Origin of the sequence: Mesorhizobium sp. M0011, assembly GCF_040324155.1 — a bacterium.
GTDB lineage: Bacteria > Pseudomonadota > Alphaproteobacteria > Rhizobiales > Rhizobiaceae > Mesorhizobium.
In genome coordinates this window covers 45027-72019 of the sequence record NZ_JAMYVQ010000003.1, presented here as the reverse complement: position 1 = coordinate 72019, position 26993 = coordinate 45027, and the positions used below count along the sequence as shown (strand labels likewise).

The following is a 26993-nucleotide window of genomic DNA, read 5'->3' as shown; positions in this document are numbered from 1 at the left end:
CAAAAGCTTCGCGGGTCAATCCAAGGTAGTGCCGGGTCGAGGGAATGGAAGCCAGACGCCTCAGTGAGATGTCAGCCCGCAATCCAAAAATCCGACAATTCCGATAAATTGCCCGGCACCTCTGTTATATCGATGTTGCACAAACGGTTGGCGCTGGGTAGCATCCCTGCGCAGGCGTCGGTGGGAGGCTCTTTTTACAGCGGCGGCCAGCTGGAGCGGCATGCGTTTTCGGGCGCAGGGAGGATGCTCCACACTTTTAACCGACGCATGATCCTTCCTGAAACCGATCCGGTTTTCGGGTCGTGCGTTCTTGTGGAGGAGGATCCCATGAACAGACGTGAATTCCTGCTGTCGTCCGCGGCTTTCGGCGCCATGATGGTTGCCGCGCCCTCGGTGTTTGCGCAGGATAAGCTCACCATCCTTGGCTCGGTGCCCAGTCTCGGCTTTCCGTTCTTCGTGCACATGCTGAACGAGATCAAGGCGGAAGCCGCCACGCAAGGCGTCAATCTGACCGAAAGCGACGGCCAGAACTCGGCCACCAAGCAGACCGCCGACATCGAGGCCGCCCTGGTGCAGAAGGTCAACGCCATCGTCATCTCGCCGCTCGACGTCAATGCGCTGGCGCCGGCCATCGAGGAAGCGGTCAAGGCCGGCGTTCCCGTAGTGACGATCGACCGCCGCGTCGACGGCGTCGAGGGCATCCTCGCGCATGTCGGCGCCGACAATGTGAAGGGCGGCGAGGCGGAAGCCAACGCCGTGGTGGCGGCGTTCCCGAACGGCGCCAAGCTGTTCCATCTGCAGGGCCAGCCCGGTGCCGGCCCGGCGATCGACCGCAACAAGGGCGTGCACAATGTGCTCGATCCCTTGAAGGACAAGTATCAGATCGTCTTCGAGCAGACCGCCAACTTCGCCCGCGCCGAGGCGCTGTCGGTGACCGAGGCCGGCCTTGCCGCCAATGGCAAGCCCGACGCCATCGTCTGCGCCAATGACGACATGGCGCTGGGCGCCATGGAGGCCTGCGCCGCTCGCAACTTCACCGACGTCAAGATCTACGGCTTCGATGCACTGCCGGAAGCGCTGGTCGCGGTGCGCGACGGCAAGCTTGCGGGCACCGTCGAGCAGTTTCCCGGCGAGCAGTCGCGCACCGCGGTGCGCATCGCGGTGGCCTTTGCCAAGGACAAGACCGAGCCGAAGGAGAAGCTGGTGCTTTTGACGCCGATCGTCATCGGCAAGGACAATCTCGACAAGGCGGAGAGGATTGGCGAGACGAAGTAGGGGTTTGGCGGGGATCGGCCGATTGGCAAAGCCGGTGGGACAGCACCCCCCTCTGTCCTGCCGGACATCTCCCCCGCAAGGGGGGAGATTGGCTGTCCGTCCTGCTTTCGCCAATCTCCACACCGCAGGAAAAGCGCTACCAGCAAAGCTGCCGATCTCCCCCCTTGCGGGGGAGATGGCCGGCAGGCCAGAGGGGGGTGTTCAAGTGCTGAGCGTGCCGGCATGAACTGCATCAGAGGAGCAACCCTTGCCAGCTGAAGCCGCATCGCCCGAGCCCATCCTGCTTGCCGTCGAGGGCATCACCAAGCATTTCGCCGGCGTGACCGCGCTGAGCGATGTCTCGCTCGACATCCGCCCCGGCGAAATCCTCGGCCTGCTGGGCGAAAACGGCGCCGGCAAGTCGACGCTCTTGAAAATCCTCTCGGGCGTCATGCCGCCGTCGGGCGGCCGCATCACTTTCGACGGTGCCGATTATCATCCCTCCAGCCCGCAGGATGCCAAGCGGCTCGGCATCGTCACCATCTACCAGGAACTGAGCCTGATCCCGACGCTGACTGTGGCGGAGAATATCTTTATCGGCCGCGCGCCGATCGGTCCGCTCGGGCTGGTGAGTTGGGGGCGCATGGAGCAAGAGTCGCGCTCGATCATCGCCCGCGTCGGCCTCTCCATCGATCCGATGACGCCGGTGTCGGCGCTGTCGGTGGCCGAACAGCAACTGGTCGAGATTGCCCGCGCCCTGTCGCTGAAAAGCCGGCTGATCATCATGGACGAGCCGACCTCGGCGCTGACCGAGACCGAGGTGCAGCGGCTGCTGTCGATCATGGATCGGCTGCGCAAGGACAAGGTCGCCATCATGTTCGTCACCCACCGGCTGGAGGAAGCGTCCGCCATATGCGATCGCATGACGGTGCTGCGCGACGGGCGGCTGGCCGGGCATCTTAACCGCGAGGGCGGACCGATCGCGCTGCCCAAAATCATCGAGAAGATGGTCGGCCGCGCGGCGTCCGAGCTCTACGCCCGGCCGGCGCAGCGCGCGGTGGCCGGCGATATCGTGCTGTCGGTGCGCGGCCTGCGCACCGTTCGCGACCCCGAGGCGCCCCACGCCATCGTGCTCGACGGCGTCGACATCGACCTCAAGGCCGGTGAAATCCTCGGCGTCGCCGGGCTTGTGGGGTCCGGCCGCACGGAACTGGCGCGCGCCATCTTCGGCGCCGACCGCATCGCGGCCGGCACCATCACGCTCGACGGGAAGCCGATCACCCCGGCATCACCCGCGGACGCCATTGCGCTCGGCATCGGCCTGCTACCGGAGGACCGCAAGCACCAGGCGATCTTTGCCGCGCTGGGCATCCTGCCGAATTTCTCCATCGCTTCGCTGGGCAGCTTCAGCAACGGTTTCGGCTTCATGGCCGAGCGGCGCGAGCGCGATGCGCTGTCCGGGTTTCGCAAGATGCTGTCGATCCGCATGGCTTCGGCCGAGCAGGCGATCGAAGGCCTGTCGGGCGGCAACCAGCAGAAGGTGATCCTGGCGCGCTGGCTGGCGCGCGATCCGAAAGTGCTGATCGTCGACGAGCCGACTCGCGGCGTCGATGTCGGCGCCAAGACAGAGGTGCACCAGATCCTGGTGCAGCTTGCGGCGCGCGGCATTGCGGTGATGATGATTTCGTCCGAGCTGCCCGAGGTGCTTGCGGTGTCGGACCGCATCGTCACCATGCGCCGGGGACGCATCACCGGCCAGATGCCGGGCGTCGAGGCAAACGAGGAAAGACTGATGGAACTGATGGCACTCGACCGCAAGGAGATACTATGAGCGTGGCGGGGGAACAGGATCAGCGCGGCGGTATCAACTTCGCGCGGCTTTTGATGAGCTTCGGGCCGCTGCTGTTCCTGGTGGCGCTGATCATCGTCTTCACGGTGCTGAAGCCGAGCTTCATGGACCCGATCAATTTGTTCAACATCACAAGGCAGATCTCGATCACCGGGCTGATTGCGCTCGGCATGACCTTCGTCATCCTCACCGCCGGCATCGACCTGTCGGTCGGTTCGCTGCTCGCCTTCTGCGGTATGGTCGCCGCCGTGGTCGCCAAGGGCGGCTCCGCCAACACGCTGTCGCTGTCGACGAGCGGCACGCAAGGGTTCGGCTGGTTCGCAGCACTCTTGGCCGCCGTCGTTGTGGGCGCTGCTGCCGGCGGGGTGCAAGGGCTTGTCATCACCCGGCTAAAAGTGCCGCCCTTCGTCGTCACGCTGGGCGGGCTGACGGTGTTTCGCGGGCTGACGCTGACCATCTCAAACGGCGGCCCGATCTCGGGCTTCGACGCCTCGATGCGCTGGTTCGGAACCGGGCTGATCGGCCCCGTGCCGGTGCCGGCGCTGATCTTCGCCGCGGCCGCCATCCTGTGCCACATCGTGCTGCGCTACACGCGCTACGGGCGAGCCGTCTATGCCGTCGGCGGCAATGCCGAGGCGGCAAGGCTGTCGGGCCTGCGCGTCGACCGCATCCTGGTCTCGGTCTATGTCATCGTCGGCTTCTTTGCCGGGCTTGCCGCCTTCGTGCTGTCGGCGCGGCTGAACTCCTCCGAAGCAGTCGCCGGTATTGGTTACGAGCTGACGGTCATCTCGGCCGTCGTCATCGGCGGCACCTCGCTGTTCGGCGGCATCGGCTCTGTCGGCGGCACGGTGGTGGGCGCGGCGCTCATCGGCGTGCTGCAAAACGGGCTGCAGTTCAACAACGTCTCGTCCTACACGCAAAGCATCGTCATCGGGCTCATCCTGATCCTGGCGGTGGCGTTCGACCGGTGGCTGAAATCGCGGGTGAGAAGGTGAGGAGCAAAGGGAGCTGTTGGCGCCCAGGCACCCCCCTCTGTCCTGCCGGACATCTCCCCCGCAAGGGGGGAGATTGGCAGCTTCGTCTTCGTTGCTTCTTCTTCAACTTTGAAAATTGGCGAAAGCAGTCATGACATCCAATCTCCCCCCTTGCGGGGGAGATGTCCGGCAGGACAGAGGGGGGTGCCTCGCACCTTCGCTTGCCGGGTGAAGCTCACCCATTCCTTGCAAAACAACCATGCTTTGCTAGAAAGACTTGGGGCGGGTGGCATCGTGAGAGAACCTCATGTTTGCCGATATCATCAGACCGATCACCTTGAGTTTTTCGCTGCTGCGGCGGTTCTGGCCGCAGCTCATCGCCTTGGTGCTGGCCGGCGTGCTGGTCGGCGATCTCCTCATGCAGCTCGCGGCGAAGGTGGCGCTGGCCAATCACTTCGCCGGGCTGGCGATGCTGACGCTGGTGGCGCTGGCGCAGCTGGTGGTGACGGTGGCGATGTTCCATGTGTTGCGCCCCGGCCTGCCGCATGTGCTGGCCGCGCAGCGCAGCGCGGACAAGGCCGCAACCACCGAGGCGCAAGCCGTCAAGAGCCGGGTGCTGTGGACCGGCGCGGCTCGCGGCTGGTGCGGATGATCACCATCGCGCTGCCAACTGGATCTTCGTCGGTCTCTACGTGATCAGCCGCTGGAAGGACACGGCGCTGCAATGGCTGATGAGCCGCAATTTCTGGTCGGCCCTGCAGGCCTCAGTGGACGGGCTGCCGAGCCCGGCGCCGGTGGCCTCGGCCGCACCCATGGTGCCGGTCGAGTCGATCGCCCCTGCGCAGTCTAGAAAGAAAAAATTGCTGATGGAACCCGCAAATGGCTGGTCCAGCCTCACGCTGCTTCGCGCGCCCATAGAAGATGGCCATGGCGACGAAAATACCGCGCCACCAGCCGCTGTTGCTTGGCCCTGATCAGGTCGGGCAGGCGCCGCTCCTGGCGCCAGCGCGGTATGTTGCGCCAGCAGGCTATGAAGCGGACGGCGTCCTCGATGGCCTCCTCCGCCGAGAGGGCCGGGCCAATCGCGGCCAGGAACAGCGCCTCCGACGGTTTCAACGCGTCGATCACCGCCTTGCGCCTGACGTGATCCTGACGGGCGTGGGCGATGCCGTTGCGGCGGATGGCTTCGAAGGCTTCAAGCAGGGCCAGGCTGTCGCCGGCGTAACCGCAGGAACGGGCAAAATCGGCGGCAAGGGCGTCCATTATCGCTCCCGGGTTTGATACAATGGGCGGGTTCGTGCTCCGACTCACATTTGCATATCCAGCGTGAAAGCATAACTCAAATTACCTTAGAAGAAAAACTTCTGGGAAAGTTTGAAAACTGCGACTCGACTCCGGGCGCAAAACACAGGAATATGCGAACAAATCAGGAACAAAGACGAGGCAGGGGCGATGGCATTGCCGGGCAGGGAACCAACAATGGCGCATGTCGCCTCGATCTCGGTCGAGTGCGCGGATTGCGGCCGCAACCGTTGGTGGCGGCCCGATCAGTTGAAGCGGTTCGGCGTGACGAGGAACACGCCGCTTGCCGCTCTGTCGGGCCGCATCGTCTGCTCGGCCTGCCGTGCCGACGGACTGCCGGGGGCGACCGTTACGATCCAGGCGGCCTTCATCGACGAGCGCCAGCGCGTGCGTAGCGAAGCGCAGATGCTGAGCGATCGCGAGGTGCCGCTGGAGGGAGCGCGGCGGGCTTGAGTCTTGTCGAAAGGGTGAACGGCCGGTTCGCGTAAGCGAATTGATCGTGCCAGTGGCACGATCAAAGGCCAGCGAACGCCGGGGCGCTGCGAAGCAGCGGGGACCCGGCAGGTGGATCCTGCGCTACCCGGCCCTTCGCAAGCTCAGGGCGTTCAAGGCTCGAAAAGCCAAGCAATTGGCTTTTCGTCCGCTGTGCGGACCGCCTTTCACCCCCGCAAGGGGAGAAGGCAAGAAGCGCTCCTCAATACCCCAGCAATTCCTTCAGCGAAATCACGCGCCAGACATGTTTGATGGCGTAGCGGTTGAAGGTCAGCGTCTTCGGCGGATTGTATTGCTCGACCACCAACTCGCCCGCCGTGCGTTTGACCAGCTTCTTGATGAAGGCCTTGCCGTTGCGCTCGTTTTCTTCGGGGAAGGTCTCGATCACCACGTGGTCGCCGGGCACCGCGTCGCGGCCGCCGCAATAGATCAGGTCGCCGGGCTCGTAACGCGGCACCATGGAATCCGAGAGCACGTGCAGGGCGAACACCTTCGGCAGGTTGCGCACGCCCGGCGGGCGCTGGACGTAGCCTGCCGGCTCGCCGTTGAAGGTGAAATCGCCATCGTCGCCGCCGACGGCCGCGCCTAGCACCTCGATATCCATCGAACCGGCGGGCAGCGGACCGGCATCGGTGACGATCTCCGCGTCGGCGACCGGGCCGGCATCGTCGAGAAACACGACCTGCCCTTGGCCCAGCGCCACCGGGTCGACGCGCAGGAAGGCGGCGGTCTTCAGGAGGTTCTCGGTCTTGGGCAGATTGCGGCCGGTCTCCCAGTTGCCGACGGCGGCGACATCGGTGTCGTTGTGCTCCGCAATGTGGCGCATGACCAGGCCGCGCTGCTTGCGCGCCTTGCGGATCGCCGCCCCGACCTTGATCGACAGTTCCGTTTTTGCCATGGCGCCCATGTGAGCGATGAAAGCGGCCCTCGTCTATGAAAGAATGGCTTGCATATATTTTCGAGTTATGCTTATATCTGGTCATGCAAAACCTGTCCAGCTTTGATGGCGCCGAGTCGCCGGCCTCACGCGAGGCGCATCCGGCGGTCATAACCGCCGCCCATTCCCTTCCGCCCCGGCCGTCCTCCTCCCCGGCCGGGGTGAAGCCCGAGGCTCAGTGCTTGACTGCACCAGCCTCGGGTCCGGTCCGCCTGTTTCCGGCGACCGGAACGGCCGGAGCCGCCGCTCCCAGCGGCTCCGGTCCCCAATTCGGCCGGCATGGCGCCGGCGCTGTTTTTTCGGCTGGCCGATCCTGCATCCGCACCGAGGACGGCACCGTCATCCTGTTGGACAGGCTAACGGGCAGGGCGGTTTCCGCCCTGGACAGAAACACGGCCGAGGCGCGGCTTTTGCACCTTGCCGGCGGGAAATCGGCCCAATCCGGCTGAGGCTGGCCGGCTGACAGCCGGCTCTTGAAAAACAACCTGACTGCGGCCCGGCCACCGGGTCGAACCTTGACGCTGCCCGACGGCGCGCGGCCGAACTTTGGATGGAGCTGGTATATGGCAAGCTATAGCGACGCGGAATTGCACGAGATCGGCCGCTGGCTGAAGGACGGGCTTTCAGCCTCCAGGATTGCAGTCGCGTTCACCGCGCTGCGTGGCAGTCCGGTGTCGCGTGACGCCATCATCGGCATCGTGCATCGTAACGCCATGCTGGGCGCGATCGGCTTTGCCAATGGCAAGGGGCCGCCGCCGCGAGCCAGACAGGCCGGGGGCAAGCGCGCTGGAAGCAAGCGGGCCGATGGCATGTCGGCGAATGCGACGCCTGCCGTCGGCAAGATGCATGGCGTGCTTGCCGCCAAGGATATCCATGCGCATGAAGTGGCCCGGCCCAGGCGCGCCCATTCGTTCGTGCGCGAGGCGGGCGTGCTGATCGCCGACGGCGTAGCCTATCGCCTGGAGGTGCCGGCGCCGCCGCGCGCGGCCATCGGCCGGCAGCCGCATGGCGTGGCGATGCGCTTCGTCGATTGCCTGTTTTCACGCTGCCGCGCGCCGCTGGATCTGACGGTGGAGGAGGATTCTGAAAACGATGCGCCAGGCAGCCGGCCGGGCGCCGATATGCTGTGCTGCGGCATGCGCACCACGGCGCTGAAAAGCTATTGCACCTATCATCAGGCGCGCTTCCAGCGCCGCGTATTTGTGGCGGGATGAGCCCGCTCCCCCGTTGCTGCGCCAGCCTCCTCATCCGGCCCTTCGGGCCACCTTCTCCCCGCTGGGAGAAGAGGAGGGCACCGACGGTGCAAGTCTCCTCTCCCCTCGGGGTCCGAAGGACGGGCGAGACACGTGGCTCGCCCCGGAATGGTCAGCCGAACGAAGCGGAGGCTGGGTGAGGGGGCTGCCTCGCCGCACAGAGGTGGAGGATCTGAGATGAATCAAGCCCGGAGCAAAATCGCCAGAATCTTACTTCGGCATCTGCCGGCCCTGCTTGGGCGTGCGGCTCTGCATGCTCCTTGCGTCCATCGCCATCGCCGGGTTGCCTTCGGCGATCAATATGCCGGTCACCCGGGCAAAGCCGGTAAACACCTTCATGGCGTCGGCTTCGGAAATCTGCGCGGCGATCGCCGCGCTGCAGGCGTTAAGCGCGCTGCGGTAGACATGGCCGCGTCGCTCCAGCGGCCAGCGCTGCAGAAAATCGGCGGCTTCGCTGACGCTGTCGATCTCTTCGACCTCATCCTCCACCCGCACTTTGAGCGGCACTCCGGTTTTCATCGTACCCACCGCGTTCACCTTCGCTTTGCGCGCGGCTCTGTCTACCGCATCCTTAAACGCGCCCCGCTGGCGGGCGGTTGCATCAATTTTTCGGCTGGCTGGCGATCCTCATGGACTAGCCACCGCGTTCAGCCAGTCATGGGCGCGGCTTTTGGGCCTGGCCACCAGTATGTTCTGTTGCTTGGCCGCCCTGGTGAAGGCGTCGAATGCGATGCGCTGGCAGCAGGTGCCGTCGACGGCGAGCGTAACCAGCCGCGTCGCCTCGAGATAACCCGGTGCTGTCTTGTCGGGCCATTGGTGGCGCAGTGCCTCGGCTGCGCCGGCCACCGAACTGACCAGCATGGTTTTGTTGTCGCAAAAGCGCACGGTAACCGGCATGAAGGCTGTCATCGGCGAACCTCCCCTTGGCGTGGACGCGACATAACGTCGAAAGCTCGCGCCGGTTCCATCAGCCTGGATGCCGGGCGGCAAGGATGCTGGCGCAGCGGCGAAGAGGCGACGACCTCCGGTTCAACGGACGACCTCCGGTTCAACGAAGGCCAACCGAACGGCGGCCCTCTCCGCCCTGCCGACCATGTGGGGAGATGCCCAACAGCGCGAAGGATCGCCGCTTTGCCGTCCTCCATCATCCCAAGCCAACCAGGAGCCTTCCATGAGCAAAAAGACCATACCCGCAAAACCGCAGGCGCCGAAATTGCCGAAGGGCGAGGCCGAGCAGGTGCGCATACGCCGCCAGATCGGCCATGATTTCGCGCTCAGGGATGACGCCTTCGGCCGCAAGCGGCTGGCGGCGGGCACGCTGGAGGCTGCTCGTGTCTACGAGGTGTCGAATGACGGCCACGCCGCCGCCGGCGGCATCGTGCGGGTGCGCGCCATCGATGCGCTTATCGGCATCACCTCGCTGTCGCGCCAGCAGCGCGAGGCAGGCCTGCGCTACCGCGAGGATTTCCGCTGCAGCCAGCAGGCTGATGTCAAGCCGATGCGCTGGACCGAGCGCGTCGACGGCGGCCGCGAGGGCGGCGGCATCGCCGACAGCGTTCTCGACGCCGGCAGGGCCTATGCCGCCGCCACAAGAGCGCTAGGCCATTGGGAGGTGGCCGCCGTGGTGCGACAAGTCTGCTGCGCTGACGGTTCCCTCAAGCGCCTGTCCGAGCAGACCGGCGAGGGCCGGAATGTGGTGACAAAGCTGCTGAAGGTGGGGCTGGATCTGCGTAAAACATCGCTAGCCTAGGCGTTTGCATTCCCAGGAATAGAATCGTGAAAGCCGTTTTCGATGTGAAGCCGGGTTCTGGCTACGACGATGACATCACCCGCCGCTATCAATTCCCCGCTCGCAGCAATTATCTGGACGCTGCCCGGAACGCCATTGGCGACTGGGTGCTGTTTCGCGAACCGCAGCGCAATGGCGGCCGTCGTGCGTATATCGCCTATGCGCGTGTAACAGATGTCTTGCCGGATCCTGACCGATCCGACCGTTACTATGCCCATGTGACGGACTATCTCGAATTTCCTACACCGGTGCCTTTCGTTAAGGATGGCCGCTACGCGGAGGCGCTGTTGCGCGAGGTTCTCGACCCCAGCCACGTCGGCCAAGCCGTGCAGGGCAAGTCGATGCGCCCGATCCTGAGTGAGGATTTCGACAACATCGTGCTGGCTGGTTTGAATGAGACACTTGACCCTGCCAACGCCAGAAGGCTCAGCCCCGACATGCTGCCGCTGGATGTTCCATGGCCGATCCAGCCTGGTTTTGCCGGACAGCCCGGTTTTGCCGAGACGGTCGATCGTCGGGTCGAACAGATCTTGCTGAACCGCAAAATCCGCGACGCCACCTTCCGGTTGGAAGTCTGCCGTGCTTATGAGGATAAATGCGCAGTCACCGGCTTGCGCATTATCAATGGTGGCGGCAGGGCCGAGGTTCAGGCCGCTCATATCAAACCTGTCGCGGTCGGCGGGCCGGATGTTGTCCGGAACGGCATCGCGCTATCGGCCACCGTGCATTGGCTGTTCGATCGGCATCTGATTTCGATAGACGAAAACCATCGACTGCTGGTCGCGCACAACCGGGTGCCGAGCGAATTGAGAAATCTCTTCCGTCCGGAATCCCAGGGTTTGCATTGGCCCAAGGATGCGCGGTTGATGCCACATCCGGCGTTTCTGGCTCATCATCGCGAGCTGTTCGCGGGGGCGCATTGATTTGCCGCGCCGCGCCGCCCCTCATCCGCCTGCCGGCACCTTCTCCTCGTATAGACGGGGAGAAGGGAACCTCTAAAACAAGGCCCTCTCCAATGGCCCCGCCAGTGTCTCGGCAAAGCCCGTCGCCAAATGGTGCCTGTCACGAAACGCCAGCTTGCCTGATATGACGACGTGGCAGGTGGTCGGGCCGCAGAATTGGTTGGTGAGGTCGATGTAGCGGGTGTCGGGTACGCTGGTCACCACGGCGCGCTCGGCGGCGGCGGTGCTGTCGTTGGCGGCGTCCGCCCTTGGCGTATCGCAGTGCGGCGAGGGGGCTTCGCGCCACCACAGGGTGCGCGCCACGCAGGAGCCGGCGAAGCTGGCGTTAATCGGCGTGTCGCGGATAACAGCCGTCTCGACACCGGCCCGGCTGAAGGCCTGCAAGGTCGAGCGCAGGCCGGCCTGCCAGCGCGCTACTTCGGCGGTGCGTTCGGCGGCGGGCAGGTCGCGGGTCAGATTGCCGATGGAGAATTCGGAGATCACCACCAGGCGCGGCTTGCGGCGGATGATCTCCGATATGGCCTGCTCGCGCCAGGCGTCGCATTCGGTGTAGTCGCGCTTCAGCACGGTGTTGAAGGTGGAGAGCCGCGAGGCGCGGCACGATGATTTAAGATAGGTGATGACCTTTGTGTCGTTGCGCTTGGCCGCCTCGATCAGCGGCGTCGACCACTGGTCGGCGTGCGAATCGCCGAACAGCACGATGGTGCGGGTGGCATCGGCCGGGCCGAACATACAGGGTTTCGGCGTCACCGTTTGGAAGTCGGCCAGGCAGTTCTTGTCGACGGCCCGCGCGATGGAAGGTCTTTCGACCGCCTGCTCGATGCCGCGCTGCTCGGGGCCGATATTGCGCGTGGCCAGATGCGCGTTGGCATAGGCGACCGCCACGCCGGTGCCGGTCAGCATCAGCGCGGGAACCAGCACAAGGCCGGGAAAAGCGCGAAGCGGTTTTGCGTCTGGAATGACCCTGGGAAAGGCGCGGGCGCCCACCGCCATCCAGGCGCCGCGCCGCGCCGGGTCTTCGATCAAATGATAGGTGAGCACCGACAGCGCGAGCGCCAGCACGCCACAGCCAAGGCGCTGCGGCACGGAAAGGTCCGGCGCCAGCATCCCGGCATAGACGATGACCGGCCAATGCCAGAGATAGAGCGAATAGGAGAGCGTGCCGATCCATTGCAAGGGCGGCAGGGACAAAGCGGTAGCCGGGCCAAGGGCTTGCCAGCCGGTCCGTCTATTGGTCTGCGACCCGCCGACGCCGCTCAGCAGCACCAGCACGGTGCCCGCCACCGGCAGCAACGCGTACCAGCCGGGGAAGGGCAGGTCCTCGCTCAACAGGAGATAGGCCGTCGCGATCAGCGCCAGTCCGAGCCAGCCAAGTGCGGCCCGCAGCCAGATGCGGTGCTGCAGCAAAGCCATGGGGACCAGCGTCGCCAGGCCGCCGGCAGCGAACTCCCAAGCGCGCAGCGGCGAGAAATAGAAGGCCCAGGCCGGCGCCGCGCTGGTCAGCCACTGGCAGGCGGCGAAGGAGGCAAGGCCGGCAACGCCTATCACGGCTGCGGCCGTTCGCCGGCCCGGCCGCAGCCAGGCAGCCAGCAGAAGCAGCGCCGGCCAGGCCAGATAGAACTGCTCCTCCACCGACAACGACCAGAAGTGGATGAAGGGATTGCTGGTGGCGTCGGCGGCGAAATAGTCGAACGACCAGCGCAGCAGCCACAGATTGATGGCATAGGCGGAGGCGAACATGGCGCCGCGCGAATAGAGCGCCTGCTCCTGCGGCGCCAGGATGAAGTAGCCGGCGGCCAGCGTAACCAGGATGACGAACAAAGCTGCCGGCAGAAGCCGCCGCGCGCGCCTGGCATAGAAGCGCCAAAGGTCGAGCCGGCCGGTCTCGCCGATCTCCTGCATGAGGTGGGTTGTTATCAGCCAGCCCGAGATGACGAAGAAGATGTCGACGCCGGCAAAGCCGCCGGGGAGCGCGGTGAGGCCGAAATGGTAGGCGACGACACCGCCGACAGCGAGCGCGCGCAGTCCTTGTATGTCCGACCGGAACGATGCTGCCACGACGGCTCCTTCGTGCAAGGCCCAGCCCCTGCGCAACGTCGGCCGGGCAGGCTGATATCGCAATGCAACAAATTTATCGCAGTGCAACATAAAACAATTTTGTCGCAGTGCAACATAGCAGGAATGAAAATGGGCCGGCGCGCCGGCCGGGCTTGATCGTTGCGTGGCGGGCTTGGCCGCGCGCCCTGCGGCAGACGCAAAACAGCCCCGCGAAGGGGCTGTTTCTCATCGGTTCGCTGGATTGCTACTTGCTGCCGCCGTTCGCTTTCACGCTGCTGCAGAATTCCGGATGGCTGTTGGCCGCAGTGGCGTCCTTCGCCTCGTCCTCGCAGGCCTTCATCATCGCGGTCTGGTCGTCCGGCGTAAGGGCCTTCCAGGCTTTCACGAAGTCGTCGTTGCTGACCATCGTCTTCATGCCGCTATCGGTGTAGAAGGGCTGCATCTTGGCCGGATCGTCGAGAGCCGACGTGCCGGTGTCGCCTGCCGCAAGCGCGGAGCCGGCAACCATCGAGAGCGTCATCGCGCCGAAACAGATCATCTTGATGTTCATGGTGTACTCCTCCTGTTGCTTGGGATCGTCGAAGCAACGATCAGTTGGAAAACGACAGGTTTGGGTGAAAGTTCCGGCATTTTTTGCGCAAAAATCCCGAAACGAAGAAAAATATAGTCGAAAAACTTGAAACTTTCCCCGATTTTTCCCGTAGAAAGCGAGTTTAGCGGGTCTCGCGTGCAAGACTGACCACCAGCCGATCGACGCTGGGGTCGTCGAGACTGACGATATGGGCCATCAGCATCGCTCGCCTCATGCTGATCCTGGTGACGTCCTGCCGCATGATGACCGACACAAAGGCCGGCCCTGATCCGGTGAGGACGATCGCCCTGCCGACCAGAACTGGTTCGGAGATGGGAGCCCACTGTACGGTCATGATCGAGGGCTCGCTTGTCTGGCGGCGGTTGATGCCTGTGAAATAGATCCAGTTCAGGCGCGAGATCGCCACGCCGTAATGGTTGCCGGGCATTCTCGAACCACCCTGGCCATCGCCCGGAGCCCAGCGCGTTATCCGCCTGAAGGTGACGAGATCGGCCTCACGCCGCACGAAGGTGACCGAGCGCATCAAAAAATCGGGTCGGCCGGGGATCGAAAAATAGGTGAAATAGGTGCCTCCGGCGATGGCGGGCGACGGCGGCCGCACCATGTTCTCGTACAGTGCCTCGCGCAGCGTTGCATTGCTGTCGCCCTTGGCTGCCGCGGCGGCCGGCTCACGATACAACTCATCCTCGTCGATCTTGAAATAGTCGCAGATCAGCCTGGCGGTGGCTTTGTTGGGAACCGCCTTGCCTTGCAGATAGCGCTCGAACTGGGTGCGGTTGATGCCAAGCTCACGGCACACCGCGCTGACGGAAGCGTGGCGTTGGACCAGCCGCCTGAGATTGGCGGCGAGATTCTCGCGGATTGGCACGACATCTCCCCGACAGACGTACGGACCAGTATTCAAGCGATAGCTTATATACACTTGCATGACGTAGCGAGGGTGCGAAGATGGACCTTTGTCCAATAGGGCGAGAATCCCGTGGCGCGTAGACTGTACGATTTTGACAGTCCGGCTATGCAAGCCCCGCAAATGGGCGTATTTCGGTGGCAAGAGCGACCTCAGATCGGCCTCTCGACATCCTGCAATGGAGGGCGGTTTGGATCATACCGGCCTGGTCGAGCTTCTGGACTACACACAAGCGCAATTGACGAAGATCCGCCAGGCGGTCGCGGCAAGCGAGCACGCCGGTGCCATGTTCACCATCGACTGCCTTGTCGGAGCGGCGGCCGAGCAGACGAAGTGCAAGCTTGCAAGTCTGGAACATGCCGGCTTGCCGGTCGGCAGGGATGGGCCGATTGGCCGAGGCGCATTTGAAGGCGGTGCGGCGCCGCCCGGCAAAGCGACATCGGGCAAGCCGGATGCCGGCGGCAACCGCTCCTGATCAGGGCGCGCCGATCTCGCCGATCAGCCTTGCATATTCGGACTCGGCTTCGCCGTAACTGCCATTGGCGAGTTCCAGCAGCCCGGCGCGGTCACGAATGACGATCTCACCCCGACGCGAGCGGATCAACGCGCGGCCTTCGAGCAATTGAAGGGCAACGGTGACGCCTGGCCGCCTGACACCAAGCATGATGGCCAGGAATTCGTGCGTGATGGCGAGATGTTCGCCCGGCACGCGGTCGTCGCACATGAGCAGCCATCGCGCCAGCCGCTCCTCGAGCTTCAGCCGCGCGTTGACGAGCGCGGTGCAGCCGGCCTGGGTTTGTAGCGCGTTGATGAAGCGCAGCAGGAACATGCGCATGGTCGCACTTGCCGCCAATGCTGCCTTGAATGCGCCGGCTTCGATGCGGATCGCCTCGCCTTCGAGTTGTACATAACAGGCATGCGGCGCACGGTCGTCGCCCATCACCAGGGAGTATCCCGTCATGCCTTCGAAGCCGATGAAGCCCACTTCGGCCTCTTGGCCGCTCGCCGTGCTGGCGACCACCGAACCGATGCCCTGTTCGATGAAGTAGACGGCCTCGATCGGAATATTCGGGGTCACAAGCATCATGCGTAGCGGCAAGTCGCAGCGCTGCATGTGCGGCTCGAGCAACGCCAGATCATCCGCAGGCATGCGTCGCAGCAGTTGGTTTCGGTATTGATGATTTTTGTTGGGATCAGACATGGCGTGGCCCAATGCAGGGCAAGAGCCATCCAATCTCCCAGCCGTCCGTGCCCGTAAAAACGTGCGGACGATCGCCTATGTATAGGGGCGCAGAACGAATAAAGCTATGAATGCGATGTGAAATTCGAAGCACGGCGCCCCCCAACGCCCGTTCGCATATGAAAAGATCGGCCTGAATGTTAGTGTCGGAAACGTACCAAGCGCCACTTGGTACAAAACCGACATATATCTTGAGAGCGTCGGATCACGGTGAGGGCCAATAAAATCCGCCGGCTAATGACAAAGCGCCATGTCGCGCTGGGCCTGAGAACCGTTCGGCAGACCGGCGGGAGAATTGTACGATACTTACTGTGATGAGGCCGATGTTGACTCTTGCTCAGTCCGATTTCATTTTTTGACCGACAGCGTCAAGGAAGTGGTCGCTGCTCCGAAAGGGGCTTCTTATGCCGAGCCTTCATAAGCGCAATCCCGGTTTCCATCCTTCCGATCTGCAGCTGTGCCAGCGCGTCTTCGATCGGGTCTGCCTAGAGCGCAAACTTGACCGCGTGTCGGGGGAGTCGGACGTACAGCGGCTGGCAGCCACAGTGTTTTCGCTGTTTCAGAATGGCTGCCGCAATGAAGGCGAGTTGCTCGAAAGTTTCAGGCGGACCCGCCAATGACCAAGGCGAGGATCACGTCCGCGACACCGGCAGCCAAAAACGAACCTTACGACGCTGCGATCTTCGCCCGGAAATACGGCATGTCGCGGAAGGCCGCGGAGGTCGTGCTGTCCGCGAACGGACCGTCCAGAACGGCTTGTGACGCTGCCGCGCGCTCTTTTATGGAAGCGGTTGCCCGCAGAGCGAAGAGCAGCCATGAACACTGAAGTTGCGAGCGACTGTCGTTTCGCCGCCGACCCGCAGGCGCGTCCAATGCTGCCTTTATTGGACGCCGCGAGGCGTCAGCCTGTCGGCCCTGTCGGACCTGTCACTCCTGAAGCGGCTTGCTGCGCCGTCACGGCAGAGAGTTTCTGCCGTTTGAGCAGCATCAGTTTTTCATAGATCTTCTTCATGTTCATGGCTTCCCTCCACAAAATTCGATTGCGGGAGCGTCGTCGCCGGCCGCGCTCTTGTCAAGCCGACCTTGTCGAGGGTCGGCCGACCGGGACGAAAATCCACGCTTCAATTCCTGTCGGCCGGCTTGGAACGCATGCGCGAAACCGTCTCGCGCTCGGCGCGCTTGGAGCGCAGCGGCGGCAGGCCGCGGTCGATCAGGTCCATGTCCTCCAGCACCATATCGCCCATGCGCTTGAAGGCGATGTCGAGCGCGCCGGCACGGTGAGCCGAGCGCAGGAAGCCGGGCAGGGTGCGCACCGGATGGTCCCGCGCCAGCGGTTCTTCGGGGAAAACGTCGCTGGCGGCGACGATGTGGCCGCTCTTCACCGCCGCCATCAGCGCCGGGAAGTCGACCACGCCGGCGCGGCTGAGCAGGATGAAGGCGGCGCCCTTGCGCATGCCGGCAAAGGCGTCGGCACCGAGAAAACCCTGGTTCTCGCTGGTCACCGACGCAACGACGAAGATGAAGTCGCTGGTCGACAGCACCTCGTCGAGAGAGGCCGGCTCGACGCCATTGTCGATGAGGATGGATGGCGGCAGCCAGGGATCGAAGACTTTGGTGCGGGTGCGGAAACCCGACAGCAGCCGGTTGAGCGCCCGGCCGAGATCGCCGAAACCGATGATGCCGACATCGGCGCCGGACAAGAGCCGCGCCGTCTGGTTGCCGTCGCCGCCCCACAGTTCCTGTCCCTGGCGGAAAGCGAGATCGGCATCGACGATGTCGCGGGCGAGGTTGAGCGCCATGGCAAGGCCAAGCTCCGCGACCGGCTCGGCGAACACCAGGCCGGTGGTGACGACATGGATGCCGCGCGCGAACAAGGTCTCGTAGGGCATGTTGTTGATGAGGTTGGTCTCAACATTGAAGACGCAGCGCAGCGCCTTCATCCGGTCGAGCGTTTCGGGCGATATGGGCGGCTGGCCGATGATATAGCGCGCCTCGGCCAGCACGTCGGCCGGCAGTTTCGCGACGCCGTCAGCGGTCGTCTCGACAATGCGATAATGCGCCTTGAGCCGCGCCAGCTGCTGGGCTGTGAAGATCAGGTCGAGCGTGCGTGGTTCCGGCGCACTGATAACCAGCGGCAAGGCGCTGTTGGACATGACTATTCCCTCTGTTCCCGATGGCCAAAATACCTTGGATGAAACGATTTACAACATCGCGCGGGGAGGCGAGACGGGGCGCTGTTGCCAGCGCGTTCAGCACAGCCCTTGGGCAGGACCAAGCGGGGCCAGACGGAACACTAGCCGTCTCTAAAAGTTGATGCTTGCGGCATGTGGTGCCCTCCATCGCCTGCCGAAGATCGGGGCCTCAGATCGGCCCGCGCCTTTCTGCCGAGAGAGCGCGGGCTTACGCCATGCTGGGCGCCCGCCGCTGTCCCAGATGCCGGACCTTGCGGCCGATGATCATCAGCTGGCGCGCGGTGTTGTTGCGCAGGCGCCTTGCGCGCCATTCCAGTCCGGTGCCGGCGGTGATCGACTTGGCATAGTAACTCACCCGCATACCATCCTCATCGGCAGCCACCTTGACCGGGTCGTCATAGAAAGCGTTGATCTTGTCAGCCGCCATGCCTGGTGTTTCGAGCCATCGTGGAATGTGAACCGAATGGAGCTGATCGACGTCGGTCATCACCCGGCCGATGCCGACGCCCGGTGTTGGACACGTCGTGCAGAAGGCATCGCCGATGAAGATGACCCCGTCGCGGCGATGGCCTTGCGTGGTGCTCAGACTGATCTGTCTGACCTCGACAGGACTTGCGATTTCAAAATTTCCGCATCGCGCTGCTATTTCGGGCATCAGTTCGCAGAGCATCTTTTGCGGCTCCTGGCGAAACGCCCGCGTCCACGCTTCGGCCACATTGCGATAGAGGAACATGTTCGCCCGCATCTTGTCGCCGAGGGGAAAGATGCTGATGTAGGCGATACGGTCGGCAGCCCGCCTGCTGTAGCAGGTGACGGACTGATGACCGAAATTACGCGGCGAGATGGCGAGGTCGAATCCCATGGACAGTGAATGCGCCTTCGATTGCTCGATACGCTCGACCCCGACGGCGCGCCGCACCGCCTCGCCGTGGCCGGTTGCCACCACCAGCAGGCGGGCATCGATGACGGCGCCGTCGGCCAGCACAAGCCGCTGCCGGTCCGGTCCAGTCGAGACTTCGGTTACCTTGCCGACCGTCAGCGGCACTTGCGCAGGCAAGGCATCGCGCAGGCCATTGATCAGCGCGCCGTAGGAGAATGTGAATTCAGCCTTCTTCTCATGCGCGAAAAACTGGCCGAGGCGAAAGACATGCGTGTCGGTCGTCGAGGTGACGAGACGCTTGAGTGTCGCATCGAGGCCGAGCTTTTCGAACAGCAGCATCTGATCCATGCCGATCTTCTCGGCCCGGAACTCCTCGTGGTGGACGCGGTGCGGATCGATCAGCGCCACCTTGCGCCCGGCTTTTCCCAACAGCATGGCTAAGGTGGTCCCAGCCATTCCGGCACCGACGATCGCCACATCGACTTCGGCCGGGCAGGCCTCTGAGATACTCATTCTGCTGCCCTTTCTGGTGGCAACTGCACGTTCACAATCTCCGGTAGAAAATATCTTCCGGACCTGAATCAACCGCAAGCAACCGGAGCGCGTGCCTGGTAGTAACCAATGTTTAGGTTAATCGCGGGCCCGCTGCTTCCAGCGCGGTGCGATCGCCGAGCCATCGATGAACTCAAAGCCGCCAGCCTCGTTGAGCGTGTGAAGTTTACGCCCACTCCATAGCGCACCTGGATGCAAGATGGTTTCAACGACCTGCTCCATGCCGATCAAATCAAGGTGAGAAATGCGTGCGATGCCAAGCGCCGCGCCATAGCTCCTGCGGCAGTCCTGAACCGGGCGCAGCAGGTCGTTGCCGCGCCTGACCATGCGGCCGGCCGGCCGCGCCGAGGCGATGTCGATCAGCACGGGATTTTTGGGGTGCGGCGTCCAGAGGCCGCGAAAATCCGGCGCCGACCACAGATGCAGCGTGTCGGAGAAGGCGCCGCCGCCGTCGCGGACGGTGGCGAACAGCCACCAGGAGCCGCCATGCTCGACAAGCGTGGCGTCGCTGGCGACGACACCGGACAGAAGCGTCGCCTCCTTGACCCATCCACCGGGGAAGGCGGTGGCCCGGTAGAGATCGACGGTGCCGTTGGCGCAGCTTTCCGGCACCATCCAGACCTCGCCGTCGCGCTCGAAGACGAAGGGGTAGGAGAGATGGTAGGGCAGATCCAGCACCGGTTCAGGTCGTCCGAGCGGGCCTGCCGGGCCGAAGGGCACGGCGGAGATGATGGCTTTGCCGAGCTGGTGAATATAGTCCTCGACGAACAGGGTCAGCTGGCCCTGGTAGAGGATGGGAAACGGATCGGCGTAGAAGCGGCTGCCATCGTCCGGCAGCTCTTGCCAACCCGACGCCGGATGCGCACGCAGGTCGAACAGATCGGAACCCCCGGTTTGCCGCCAGCCGACCTTCCAATGCGGCGCGTTGTAGCAAAGGTGATAGATCTTCTGGACGATCCGCCGCGCCAGCGCCTTGCCGGCTCTGACCCCAAGCTTGCCGGCCGAGGGCATTGGCGGCGGGCTGCCTGCCTGCGCCGGCTCTGGCAGATCGGGCACCGACTTTGCCGCGCCTGACATGGCAGCGACGATCAGGCTTGCTGTGCGCGCCAACATATCCTGGAAGGACGCCAGCGCGATGCCGCCATATTCTGTGCCCAGACGCCCGGCGGCGATCGCAACGCCGTTCTCCTCGATGCGGGCAAGCGGCGTGCGGCCGGCGAGGATCAGGGCCAGCAAGGCCGCTTCCCCGCTGGCGCCGTCATAGGTGACGCGCCAGACCCGTGTGCTTTCCAGCCTGACATCGCCGCAGAGATCGACGACCAGGTCGGGCGAAGCGGGGGACCGCCGATAGGGCGCGAGCGCCGAAAGCGGCACACGCTTGGCTAGTCCATCATGGGCCAGTCCGTGTATCGCCGTTTCGAGTTGAAACAGGGCCGCGGCGCTGCGCGGAATGCCGCCGCCCGCCGGCCTGACATCGACGGACAGTTCGACGTCGCCGAGCGCGGCAAGGCGCTCCAGCAGCGTGAGATGAAAGGCGCGGACGCAGTCGCCGTCCAGGCGTAGACTTATCTGCATGGTGGAGGTCCGAAAAGGCGGTGCCCGGCCTTGCCGGCCAGGCCGGTCCGGTCAAATTGTAACCCCATCTGCATCCGTCTCCGCTCGCTGCGTAGCCAACACCTCGATATGTATATTTTTAAGCAAACCGCGTGCCAAAATTCACCTCACCTCTCAACATAATTAACAATGTTTTAACAGTTGGAGGAATAGCTAGGTTATCGCCGCAAACTGATCTTGCCGGCATATGGAGTATTGTCGGAGGCAGCCATGCAATCATCCCTGCCCATGGTTCCTCAGCAACACTCTCCGGATGCGGCACGCGCGGGACCGTACGCAGCTTCGACTGTCGAACTGGGCGACCTGAAGCGCATCCTGGTGCGCCGCCGGTTCTGGATCTTCGGTACCGTCGCGCTGCTGACGCTGGTCGCCCTTCTCTACGGTCTCTTTACGCCCGCGCTCTACAGCTCGGCGGCGGAAATCCTCATCGATCCGCAGGACCTGCAGGTGGTCACCAACGACGTCAATCCCAGCCGTATCTCACCCGATGGCGGCATCACGCAGGTCGAGAGCCAGGTCAGCGTGGTCCAGTCGACAGGCGTGCTGATGCGGGCGATCGCGGCGACAAACCTGACGCAGGATCCGGAATTCAACGGGCAGGGCTTGCTGTCGCGCCTGCTCGGTTCGGCATCGGCCGAAGGCGACAGGTCGGTGCAGACACTCGACGCGCTGCGCCGGCGCCTGGCGGTGAAGCGGGCCGACAAGGTCCTGGTCCTCGACGTCATCGTCACCGCCAAGAGCGCCGACAAGGCCGCCCTCCTGGCCAACGCCATCGCGCAGGCCTACCTGGTCGATCAGGCGAGCGCGCGTGCGAAAATGGCCAGGGACGCCTCCGAGTCGATCACCGCCCGGCTGGACGAGCAGCGCAAACGCGTCCAGCAGGCCGAGAATGCCGTCGAGGCCTACAAGTCCGCCAACAACATGGTGATGGCGGCAGGCAACCTGGTCAGCGACCAGGAACTGACCGAGATCAACACGCAGCTTGCGGCGGCGCAGAGCCGCACCGCGGCGCTGAAGGCGCAGGTCGACCAGATGCGCCGCCAGAGCGGCACGGCGGACGCCACCTCGGAAGCAATGCGCTCGGCGGTCATCTCGAGCCTGCGGGCGCAAGAGGCGACGCTGGTCGACCAGGTCTCGCAGCTCGGCACGGAGTTGGGGCCGCGTCATCCCTCGCTGATCGCAGCCCAGCAGCAGTTGCGCGACACGCGCCAGCTGATCGCGCGCGAACTCGGCCGCATCGCCACCGCCACCGAGACCGACTACGAACGGGCGCTGGCCAACCAGCAGGCGCTGGAAGCCAAGGTCGCCGGCATGAAGAGCAAATCGCTCGACACCGACCAGGCCTCGGTGCGGCTGCGCGAATTGCAGCGCGATCTCGAGGCGCTGCGTTCCGTCTACTCGAACTATCTCCAGCGTGCCCAGGAGACGCGCGAGCAGATCAATGTCGACAGCACCAATGCGCGCATCATCTCCAACGCCATGCCCGCCTTGAAGAAGAGCTGGCCGCCTTTGCCGTTGCTGTTGCTGGGCGCGATATTCGGCGGCCTTGGGCTCGGCACCGGTCTGGCGTTGATCGCCGAATATTCCTCGCCGACGGTGCTTTCCAGCGCGCAGATGCAGTCGGCCATCGACGCGCCGGTGCTGGGCGTGGTGCCGGCAAAGTCGGGCACTGGCCGGCGCTGGTGGCCTTTCGGCGGGGCGCGCGCCGTCGCCTCCAGCCAGAAGACCGACGCCGTCGTCGGCCTTGCACTGAGGCGCATGTTCAGTTCGGGCCAGCGTCCGGCGGACTGGCCGCTGGTGCCTTCCATCCTGGTGACATCGTCGCCGGGCGAGGGCGCGCAGCGCAGCCGGGTGGCGCGGCTGCTGGCCGATGCCGCGGCGTCCAGGGGCAGCCGTGTGCTGTTCATCGATGCCAATGCCGGCGGCGGCGAACAGAAGGATCGGCAGCCGGGAATCCTCGATGTGCTGCGCGGCGAGTATGCCTTCGAGGCCGTCAGCCATTACGCCGCCGGCAGCAATGTTGCCGTGCTGGGCAGGGGCCGCTCAAAGGCGGTCTTCCAGGAAGCGCATGGCATCTATTTTGCGCAGCAGATGCTGGCGCGGGCCAGCCGGAGCTTCGAGCTTGTCGTCATCGACGGCGGCGCGCTGGCCAACAATCTCAATGCCTCGCCGCTGGTCGCCATGGCCGACGAGATCGTACTCGTCGCCACGCTGAACGCCACCCCGATGCGCGACGTCACGACGACCGCGCAGGCGGTTTCCGTGATGGGGCGGTTGCCAACGGCCGCCTTGCTGGTCGACGAGGCCGCCTGATATGGCGGCCAGTTGGAGCGCAAGCGCTTCGAACCATGGTGTTGCCGCACCCCGCGCCGGCACGTCGCTCGATGCGCTGACGCGCTTCGGACTGATCGCGGCGGTAGCGGTGCTGTTCAGCATCTCGGGCGGCATGCTGTGGCTGGTCGGCTACAATTATGATGGCCTGTTCGGCAACCCGGCGACCAAGATCCACCCGTCCACCTATCTCATCGTGCTGCTGCTTGCCTGGCGCTCCTGCACCTTCGGCAATCCGGTCGGCTATCTAGTGCATGTCGCCGATAGGCGTCCGGCCAGCGCGCTGATGGCCGCCATATCGATCGTGCTTCTGTTCGTCGTCATCGCAAGGCAGCGGCCCGGCATGGCCGGCATGATCGATACGTTCGTGGCCGCGGCACTTCTGGTCCTGATGCTCAGCGAGGACGACGAACGGACCTTCGCCGGGCTGCAGACCGTCGTTCACGTGGTCATGACGGCGAATGCGCTGCTTGCCCTTTTCGAGTTCGCCACCAAGACGCTTATCTTCCCCTATCGCCTGGACGGCGTGGCGTTTACCACCGATCTGCGCTCGAGCGCGCTGCAGGGGCATCCGCTTGCCAATGCCATGGTGACGTCGATCTATGTGCTTGCGCTGCTCTCCGGTGCCAGATCCCTGTCGATGCCTGTGCGGATAGGGTTGATCGGCCTGCAATGCGCGGCACTCGTCGCCTTCGGCGGCCGCACGGCGATGGTGACGACGGTGGTGCTAGGCGGCTGCTACCTGCTTTTTCAGGGCACCACCAAATTGCGCCAGGGCCGCGTCAATCTCTTGGGTGCGGCACTCGGCTTCATGCTTGCCGCACTGCTGCCGGTCGTCATCATAGTGGCGGCATATCTGGGCTTTTTCGACGCGCTGCTGGAGCGCTTCGTGTCGGACAGCGGAAGCGCCAATGCCCGCGTCGAGATGTTCGAGCTTTTCAAGCACCTGGAATTGCGCGATCTGATCGTGGGGCCGGATGTCGAGCTGATCGACAGCCTGCGCCGCATCAACGGTCTCGAACAGGGCATCGAGAACCCGATCATCCGCACGGTCCTCTATCAGGGCGCCTTCTTCACCCTTTTGCTGACGTTCGGCTTCGTGCTGTTCCTGTTCGAGGTGGCGCGCCGCTGCCATGCCGGCATCTGGCTGCCGATGCTGGGCTGGGTCATCCTGATCAACACTTCGGAAAGCGTCGCGTCGAAGACGACGCTGCTGACCAAGTTCGTGGTGCTGGCATTGGTGCTTTACCGGCCGGCGCGGGCAGCTTTCAGACCGGTCAGTCCACCGGCATGGTCAGGCCAAGCGCCGCGATGATATCAGGGTCCAGCGCCCGGGTGGTGTCGTCCATCATGCCCATGCCATCGAAGAGATCCCACAGTGCCCAGGCGAAGCCGAGTTCCTCGGCGCTCCGCCTGACATCGGCGATGTAGCGCACGCGATCCGGGTTGGGCGCGGCGACATAGCGGGCGTCGGTGCGCAGCGCGCCGAACTCGCCCATGATGATGCGTTCCGGCGCAAGGCCATGCGCATCTCCCCAGTCGCGAACCTGGCGAAGATACTTGTCGACAAACCAGCGGTCGGGCTGGGCGTCGAAATAGACCTTCAGCACACGCTCGGTTTCGGCATAGGCGGCCTGCTTGGCGTCTTCAGGGGTTTCGGTGTCCTGCGCCATGCGCGCCCTGACCGATGCCAGCGTCTGTTCCAGCGAGCCGGCGGATGCCGGCCACGGCACATTGTTGAGCGACCGGTAGACGGGCTCGCGCATCCAGGGTGCCCCCTGATGGCTGAACGGATAGGGCTCATAGAAGTGGAAGGTGAACAGGATCGGCTCGAACGGGGACAGCGGTGCCGGATCGAGCGCGTTCAGTCCGCTCACCATCGAGCCGCAGCCGCCGGTGACGACCAGCGGCAGGGTCGCGGCCGAGGCTCTTGCCGCCGTCAGAAGTGAAAGCTGGATCTGCGACCAGACGTTCGACGCGCAGGCCTGCGCCGGCTCGTTGACCGGCTCGAGCGCCACCCTGCCGGGCTGGAACCGCGCCAGCCTGCCGGCAAGCTCGCCGACCAGCCCGCGGTAGAGATCGAAGGCGGGCGCCGCGGTGCTGGAGACCATGCGGTCGGGGTTCCAATAATGGGTGGCGGCATTGGCCTGGATGTTGACGATGATGCCGAGACCGGCGTGGAGGGTGGCCGTGACAGCCGCGTCCAGCATGTCCAGCAACCGGCCGCGCGTGGTGGCGTCGGCGGCCAGGAAAGGGCCGGGATCAACAGGCAGACGGATGAAATCGAGCCCGGTCCTGCGCAGCCGACGCAGGTCGTCCGGGGTCGGCACCGGCCGTTGCGACTGGAAGGGCGGCCAGTCATAGTCGGTGCGCGGAGCGGGAAATTCGCGCGTCAGCGAGAACCAGGGCCAGGCGTTGACGCCGCGCCGAAATCGCGGCCCGGCGGCTGCGCGAGCGATTGGTGCGATCGGGAGCGAGCCGAGAGCCGCCGCGGTGGACAGCGCCGTCCGCAGCACCCGCCGGCGCGACCAGCCTGTCATACGGTTCCTGGCGATGCGTGATCCATCGCGGTGGTCTTGGCGGCGGTCATGCCGAGCAAATGATAGGCCTCATTTTCATAGGCAAGCAGGACATCGTCCCAGCGAAAGGCTTCGCGGGCGCGCGCCCTGGCGGCAACGCCGCAGGCCTTGACCAGGGCATCATCGTCCAGCGCCTGCTGCATCCGCTTGGCGCAACTGTCCTTGTCGGTGAAGTAGATCGCCGCAGCCCCGGCGGTCCATCTGTTGTAGGGATTGTCGTGGGCGATCACCATGTTGCCGGCCGCCAGCGCCTCGACCAGCGAGGGGTTGGTGCCGCCGACCGTGTGGCCATGCAGATAGGCGCGGGCGTGGTATCTGAGCGCCTTGACCGTCGCCTGGTCGTAGATGGCGCCCGGCAGGACCACCGAGCCATTCGCCGCCTTGCGGATGGCGGCATGATAGGGGATGTCGTCGGACAGCGTTCCCAGCACCACCAGCTTCATGTCGCGCTTGGCGGAGCAAAAAGCTTCGACGATCGGCAGGATGTTGTTGTCGGGTTCGATGCGGGCGATCGAGATGAGATAGCGCCCGGGCTCGAGGCCGAGCGCCCGGACCGGCGCCTCGGGCGCTGATGTCACCGGATCGGCGCCATAGGCGATGGTGGCGATGGCGCTGCGCGGCCGGCGTGTCGCCAGGTGATCTGCGATGGCGGGATGATCGGCGACCAGCCGATGCGAGGCCCATGCGCCGATCCATTCGTTGAGCCAGAACCAGGTTCGCGCCGCCATTCCCCATTTTGGGCGGCGCCACTCGATGCCGTCCATGTTGGTGAAGATCTTGCGTCGTTTCAGCCTGAGCCAGGTCAGGAAGACCGCGCCATTGTAGCCGAGCACCAGGCAAACACCCGGTTGCCGGGCGGCGTTGCGGGCGCATTGCCAGTCGAATTCCAGCGTCGCGCGCGGTCCCTTGGAGGCGACCTGGATGTGAATGAGCTCGATGCCGCGCCAGGTTTCGCTGCGCACCCTCTGGTCGATCCGCTCGACCTCATCTTGGCAATAGACGCCAACTTTCCAACCGCGCCCGACAAGAAACAGCGCCAGTTTTTCGGCAAAGGTTTCAAAGCCGCCATGGGCCGCGGGTATGCCGCGGGTCCCCAGGATCAGAATGGCGGGCGTTTCTGGTTTCATGGCCGGCGGCACTTTCACATGTCTCATATATTAGATATTGCTTAATTTATAATGAGCAGATGGCAACTTCCGTGCCACCTCCCGATTTCAGTATCTTGCGAGGGATCAT

The 26993-nt window shown here is 64.3% G+C and carries 26 protein-coding genes; 11 read left to right on the top strand and 15 right to left on the bottom strand.

The window, feature by feature from the left end; translation table 11 throughout:
* The first annotated feature begins 327 nt into the window (after positions 1 to 327).
* The 4 genes from NKK51_RS04290 to NKK51_RS04275 all read left to right on the top strand — a co-directional run bounded on the left by NKK51_RS04290 (position 328) and on the right by NKK51_RS04275 (position 4729).
* A complete protein-coding gene (locus NKK51_RS04290; protein WP_013530574.1) occupies positions 328 to 1275 on the top strand; it encodes a substrate-binding domain-containing protein in 948 nt (315 codons plus the stop codon).
* 247 nt (positions 1276 to 1522) lie between these two features.
* Entirely contained in the window at positions 1523 to 3085 is a 1563-nt protein-coding gene (locus tag NKK51_RS04285; protein ID WP_352551411.1) for a sugar ABC transporter ATP-binding protein, read from the top strand.
* The gene (locus NKK51_RS04280) at positions 3082 to 4098 is read left to right on the top strand and encodes an ABC transporter permease (protein WP_027035281.1); all 1017 of its coding nucleotides are present in this window, start codon (positions 3082 to 3084) and stop codon (positions 4096 to 4098) included. The genes NKK51_RS04285 and NKK51_RS04280 overlap by 4 nt, the downstream gene beginning before the upstream one ends.
* A gap of 286 nt (positions 4099 to 4384) precedes the next feature.
* Positions 4385 to 4729 (top strand): hypothetical protein, encoded by a 345-nt coding sequence (locus NKK51_RS04275; RefSeq protein WP_352551409.1) that lies wholly within the window; start codon positions 4385 to 4387, stop codon positions 4727 to 4729.
* A 36-nt stretch (positions 4730 to 4765) separates the two neighbouring features.
* On the opposite strand, the gene NKK51_RS04270 is transcribed toward NKK51_RS04275, so the two are convergent.
* Together NKK51_RS04270 and NKK51_RS04265 are read right to left on the bottom strand one after the other, a co-directional pair.
* A complete protein-coding gene (locus NKK51_RS04270) occupies positions 4766 to 4975 on the bottom strand; it encodes a hypothetical protein (RefSeq protein ID WP_352551407.1) in 210 nt (69 codons plus the stop codon).
* On the bottom strand, positions 4972 to 5340 hold the full coding sequence (locus NKK51_RS04265) for a hypothetical protein (RefSeq protein WP_023813287.1): 369 nt from the start codon (positions 5338 to 5340) through the stop codon (positions 4972 to 4974). The genes NKK51_RS04270 and NKK51_RS04265 overlap by 4 nt, the downstream gene beginning before the upstream one ends.
* Positions 5341 to 5529: 189 nt before the next feature.
* On the opposite strand from NKK51_RS04265, the gene NKK51_RS04260 reads away from it, so the two are divergent.
* Positions 5530 to 5832, top strand: coding sequence for a hypothetical protein (locus tag NKK51_RS04260; protein ID WP_031213614.1), 303 nt, complete (start codon positions 5530 to 5532; stop codon positions 5830 to 5832).
* Positions 5833 to 6073: 241 nt separating this feature from the next.
* On the opposite strand, the gene NKK51_RS04255 is transcribed toward NKK51_RS04260, so the two are convergent.
* Positions 6074 to 6778: an XRE family transcriptional regulator gene (locus NKK51_RS04255; RefSeq protein ID WP_023813289.1), complete on the bottom strand. Its 705-nt coding sequence runs from the start codon at positions 6776 to 6778 to the stop codon at positions 6074 to 6076.
* A gap of 593 nt (positions 6779 to 7371) precedes the next feature.
* Between NKK51_RS04255 and NKK51_RS04250 the strand changes: the two genes are divergently transcribed.
* Positions 7372 to 8022, top strand: coding sequence for a GcrA cell cycle regulator (locus NKK51_RS04250; protein WP_352551405.1), 651 nt, complete (start codon positions 7372 to 7374; stop codon positions 8020 to 8022).
* A gap of 249 nt (positions 8023 to 8271) precedes the next feature.
* Here the strand turns inward: NKK51_RS04250 and NKK51_RS04245 are convergent, their stop codons facing one another.
* Together NKK51_RS04245 and NKK51_RS04240 are read right to left on the bottom strand one after the other, a co-directional pair.
* Positions 8272 to 8580: a DUF982 domain-containing protein gene (locus NKK51_RS04245; RefSeq protein WP_023813292.1), complete on the bottom strand. Its 309-nt coding sequence runs from the start codon at positions 8578 to 8580 to the stop codon at positions 8272 to 8274.
* 108 nt (positions 8581 to 8688) lie between these two features.
* Positions 8689 to 8970, bottom strand: coding sequence for a DUF982 domain-containing protein (locus NKK51_RS04240; RefSeq protein WP_352551403.1), 282 nt, complete (start codon positions 8968 to 8970; stop codon positions 8689 to 8691).
* Between the two features lie 262 nt (positions 8971 to 9232).
* Here NKK51_RS04240 and NKK51_RS04235 point away from each other — a divergent pair, with 262 nt between their 5' ends.
* Both NKK51_RS04235 and NKK51_RS04230 read left to right on the top strand, forming a co-directional pair.
* Positions 9233 to 9811, top strand: coding sequence for a DUF6456 domain-containing protein (locus NKK51_RS04235; RefSeq protein ID WP_352551401.1), 579 nt, complete (start codon positions 9233 to 9235; stop codon positions 9809 to 9811).
* A 26-nt stretch (positions 9812 to 9837) separates the two neighbouring features.
* Entirely contained in the window at positions 9838 to 10773 is a 936-nt protein-coding gene (locus NKK51_RS04230; protein ID WP_023813295.1) for an HNH endonuclease, read from the top strand.
* Positions 10774 to 10845: 72 nt separating this feature from the next.
* On the opposite strand, the gene NKK51_RS04225 is transcribed toward NKK51_RS04230, so the two are convergent.
* The 3 genes from NKK51_RS04225 to NKK51_RS04215 form a co-directional block, all read right to left on the bottom strand.
* Positions 10846 to 12870, bottom strand: a complete 2025-nt coding sequence (locus tag NKK51_RS04225) for an acyltransferase family protein (protein ID WP_352551399.1) — start codon at positions 12868 to 12870, stop codon at positions 10846 to 10848.
* 244 nt (positions 12871 to 13114) lie between these two features.
* Positions 13115 to 13420, bottom strand: coding sequence for a hypothetical protein (locus NKK51_RS04220; RefSeq protein ID WP_023813297.1), 306 nt, complete (start codon positions 13418 to 13420; stop codon positions 13115 to 13117).
* A 163-nt stretch (positions 13421 to 13583) separates the two neighbouring features.
* The gene (locus NKK51_RS04215; protein ID WP_352551397.1) at positions 13584 to 14330 is read right to left on the bottom strand and encodes a helix-turn-helix domain-containing protein; all 747 of its coding nucleotides are present in this window, start codon (positions 14328 to 14330) and stop codon (positions 13584 to 13586) included.
* A gap of 229 nt (positions 14331 to 14559) precedes the next feature.
* Here NKK51_RS04215 and NKK51_RS04210 point away from each other — a divergent pair, with 229 nt between their 5' ends.
* Entirely contained in the window at positions 14560 to 14844 is a 285-nt protein-coding gene (locus NKK51_RS04210; protein ID WP_352551395.1) for a hypothetical protein, read from the top strand.
* Here the strand turns inward: NKK51_RS04210 and NKK51_RS04205 are convergent, their stop codons facing one another.
* The 5 genes from NKK51_RS04205 to NKK51_RS04185 all read right to left on the bottom strand — a co-directional run bounded on the left by NKK51_RS04205 (position 14845) and on the right by NKK51_RS04185 (position 20808).
* Positions 14845 to 15570, bottom strand: coding sequence for a Crp/Fnr family transcriptional regulator (locus NKK51_RS04205; RefSeq protein WP_352551393.1), 726 nt, complete (start codon positions 15568 to 15570; stop codon positions 14845 to 14847). It abuts the gene before it with no gap.
* A 940-nt stretch (positions 15571 to 16510) separates the two neighbouring features.
* Positions 16511 to 16627, bottom strand: coding sequence for a putative RiPP precursor (locus NKK51_RS04200; protein ID WP_352551391.1), 117 nt, complete (start codon positions 16625 to 16627; stop codon positions 16511 to 16513).
* 103 nt (positions 16628 to 16730) lie between these two features.
* The gene (locus NKK51_RS04195) at positions 16731 to 17762 is read right to left on the bottom strand and encodes a hydroxyacid dehydrogenase (protein ID WP_352551389.1); all 1032 of its coding nucleotides are present in this window, start codon (positions 17760 to 17762) and stop codon (positions 16731 to 16733) included.
* A 247-nt stretch (positions 17763 to 18009) separates the two neighbouring features.
* Positions 18010 to 19194 carry an FAD-dependent oxidoreductase gene (locus tag NKK51_RS04190; RefSeq protein ID WP_128305550.1) on the bottom strand — a complete coding sequence of 395 codons (1185 nt, stop codon included), beginning with the start codon at positions 19192 to 19194 and terminating at the stop codon, positions 18010 to 18012.
* 117 nt (positions 19195 to 19311) lie between these two features.
* Entirely contained in the window at positions 19312 to 20808 is a 1497-nt protein-coding gene (locus tag NKK51_RS04185) for a glucosamine inositolphosphorylceramide transferase family protein (protein ID WP_352551387.1), read from the bottom strand.
* A gap of 249 nt (positions 20809 to 21057) precedes the next feature.
* On the opposite strand from NKK51_RS04185, the gene NKK51_RS04180 reads away from it, so the two are divergent.
* Positions 21058 to 23160: a GumC family protein gene (locus tag NKK51_RS04180; protein ID WP_352551385.1), complete on the top strand. Its 2103-nt coding sequence runs from the start codon at positions 21058 to 21060 to the stop codon at positions 23158 to 23160.
* A gap of 1 nt (position 23161) precedes the next feature.
* Complete coding sequence (locus tag NKK51_RS04175) at positions 23162 to 24493, top strand: VpsF family polysaccharide biosynthesis protein (RefSeq protein WP_352551383.1); 1332 nt, start codon at positions 23162 to 23164, stop codon at positions 24491 to 24493.
* On the opposite strand, the gene NKK51_RS04170 is transcribed toward NKK51_RS04175, so the two are convergent.
* The gene (locus NKK51_RS04170; RefSeq protein WP_352551381.1) at positions 24456 to 25718 is read right to left on the bottom strand and encodes a glycoside hydrolase family 5 protein; all 1263 of its coding nucleotides are present in this window, start codon (positions 25716 to 25718) and stop codon (positions 24456 to 24458) included. The genes NKK51_RS04175 and NKK51_RS04170 overlap by 38 nt on opposite strands.
* Positions 25715 to 26884 carry a DUF1972 domain-containing protein gene (locus NKK51_RS04165; protein WP_352551379.1) on the bottom strand — a complete coding sequence of 390 codons (1170 nt, stop codon included), beginning with the start codon at positions 26882 to 26884 and terminating at the stop codon, positions 25715 to 25717. Before NKK51_RS04165 ends, NKK51_RS04170 begins: the two co-directional genes overlap by 4 nt.
* Positions 26885 to 26993 lie beyond the last annotated feature (109 nt).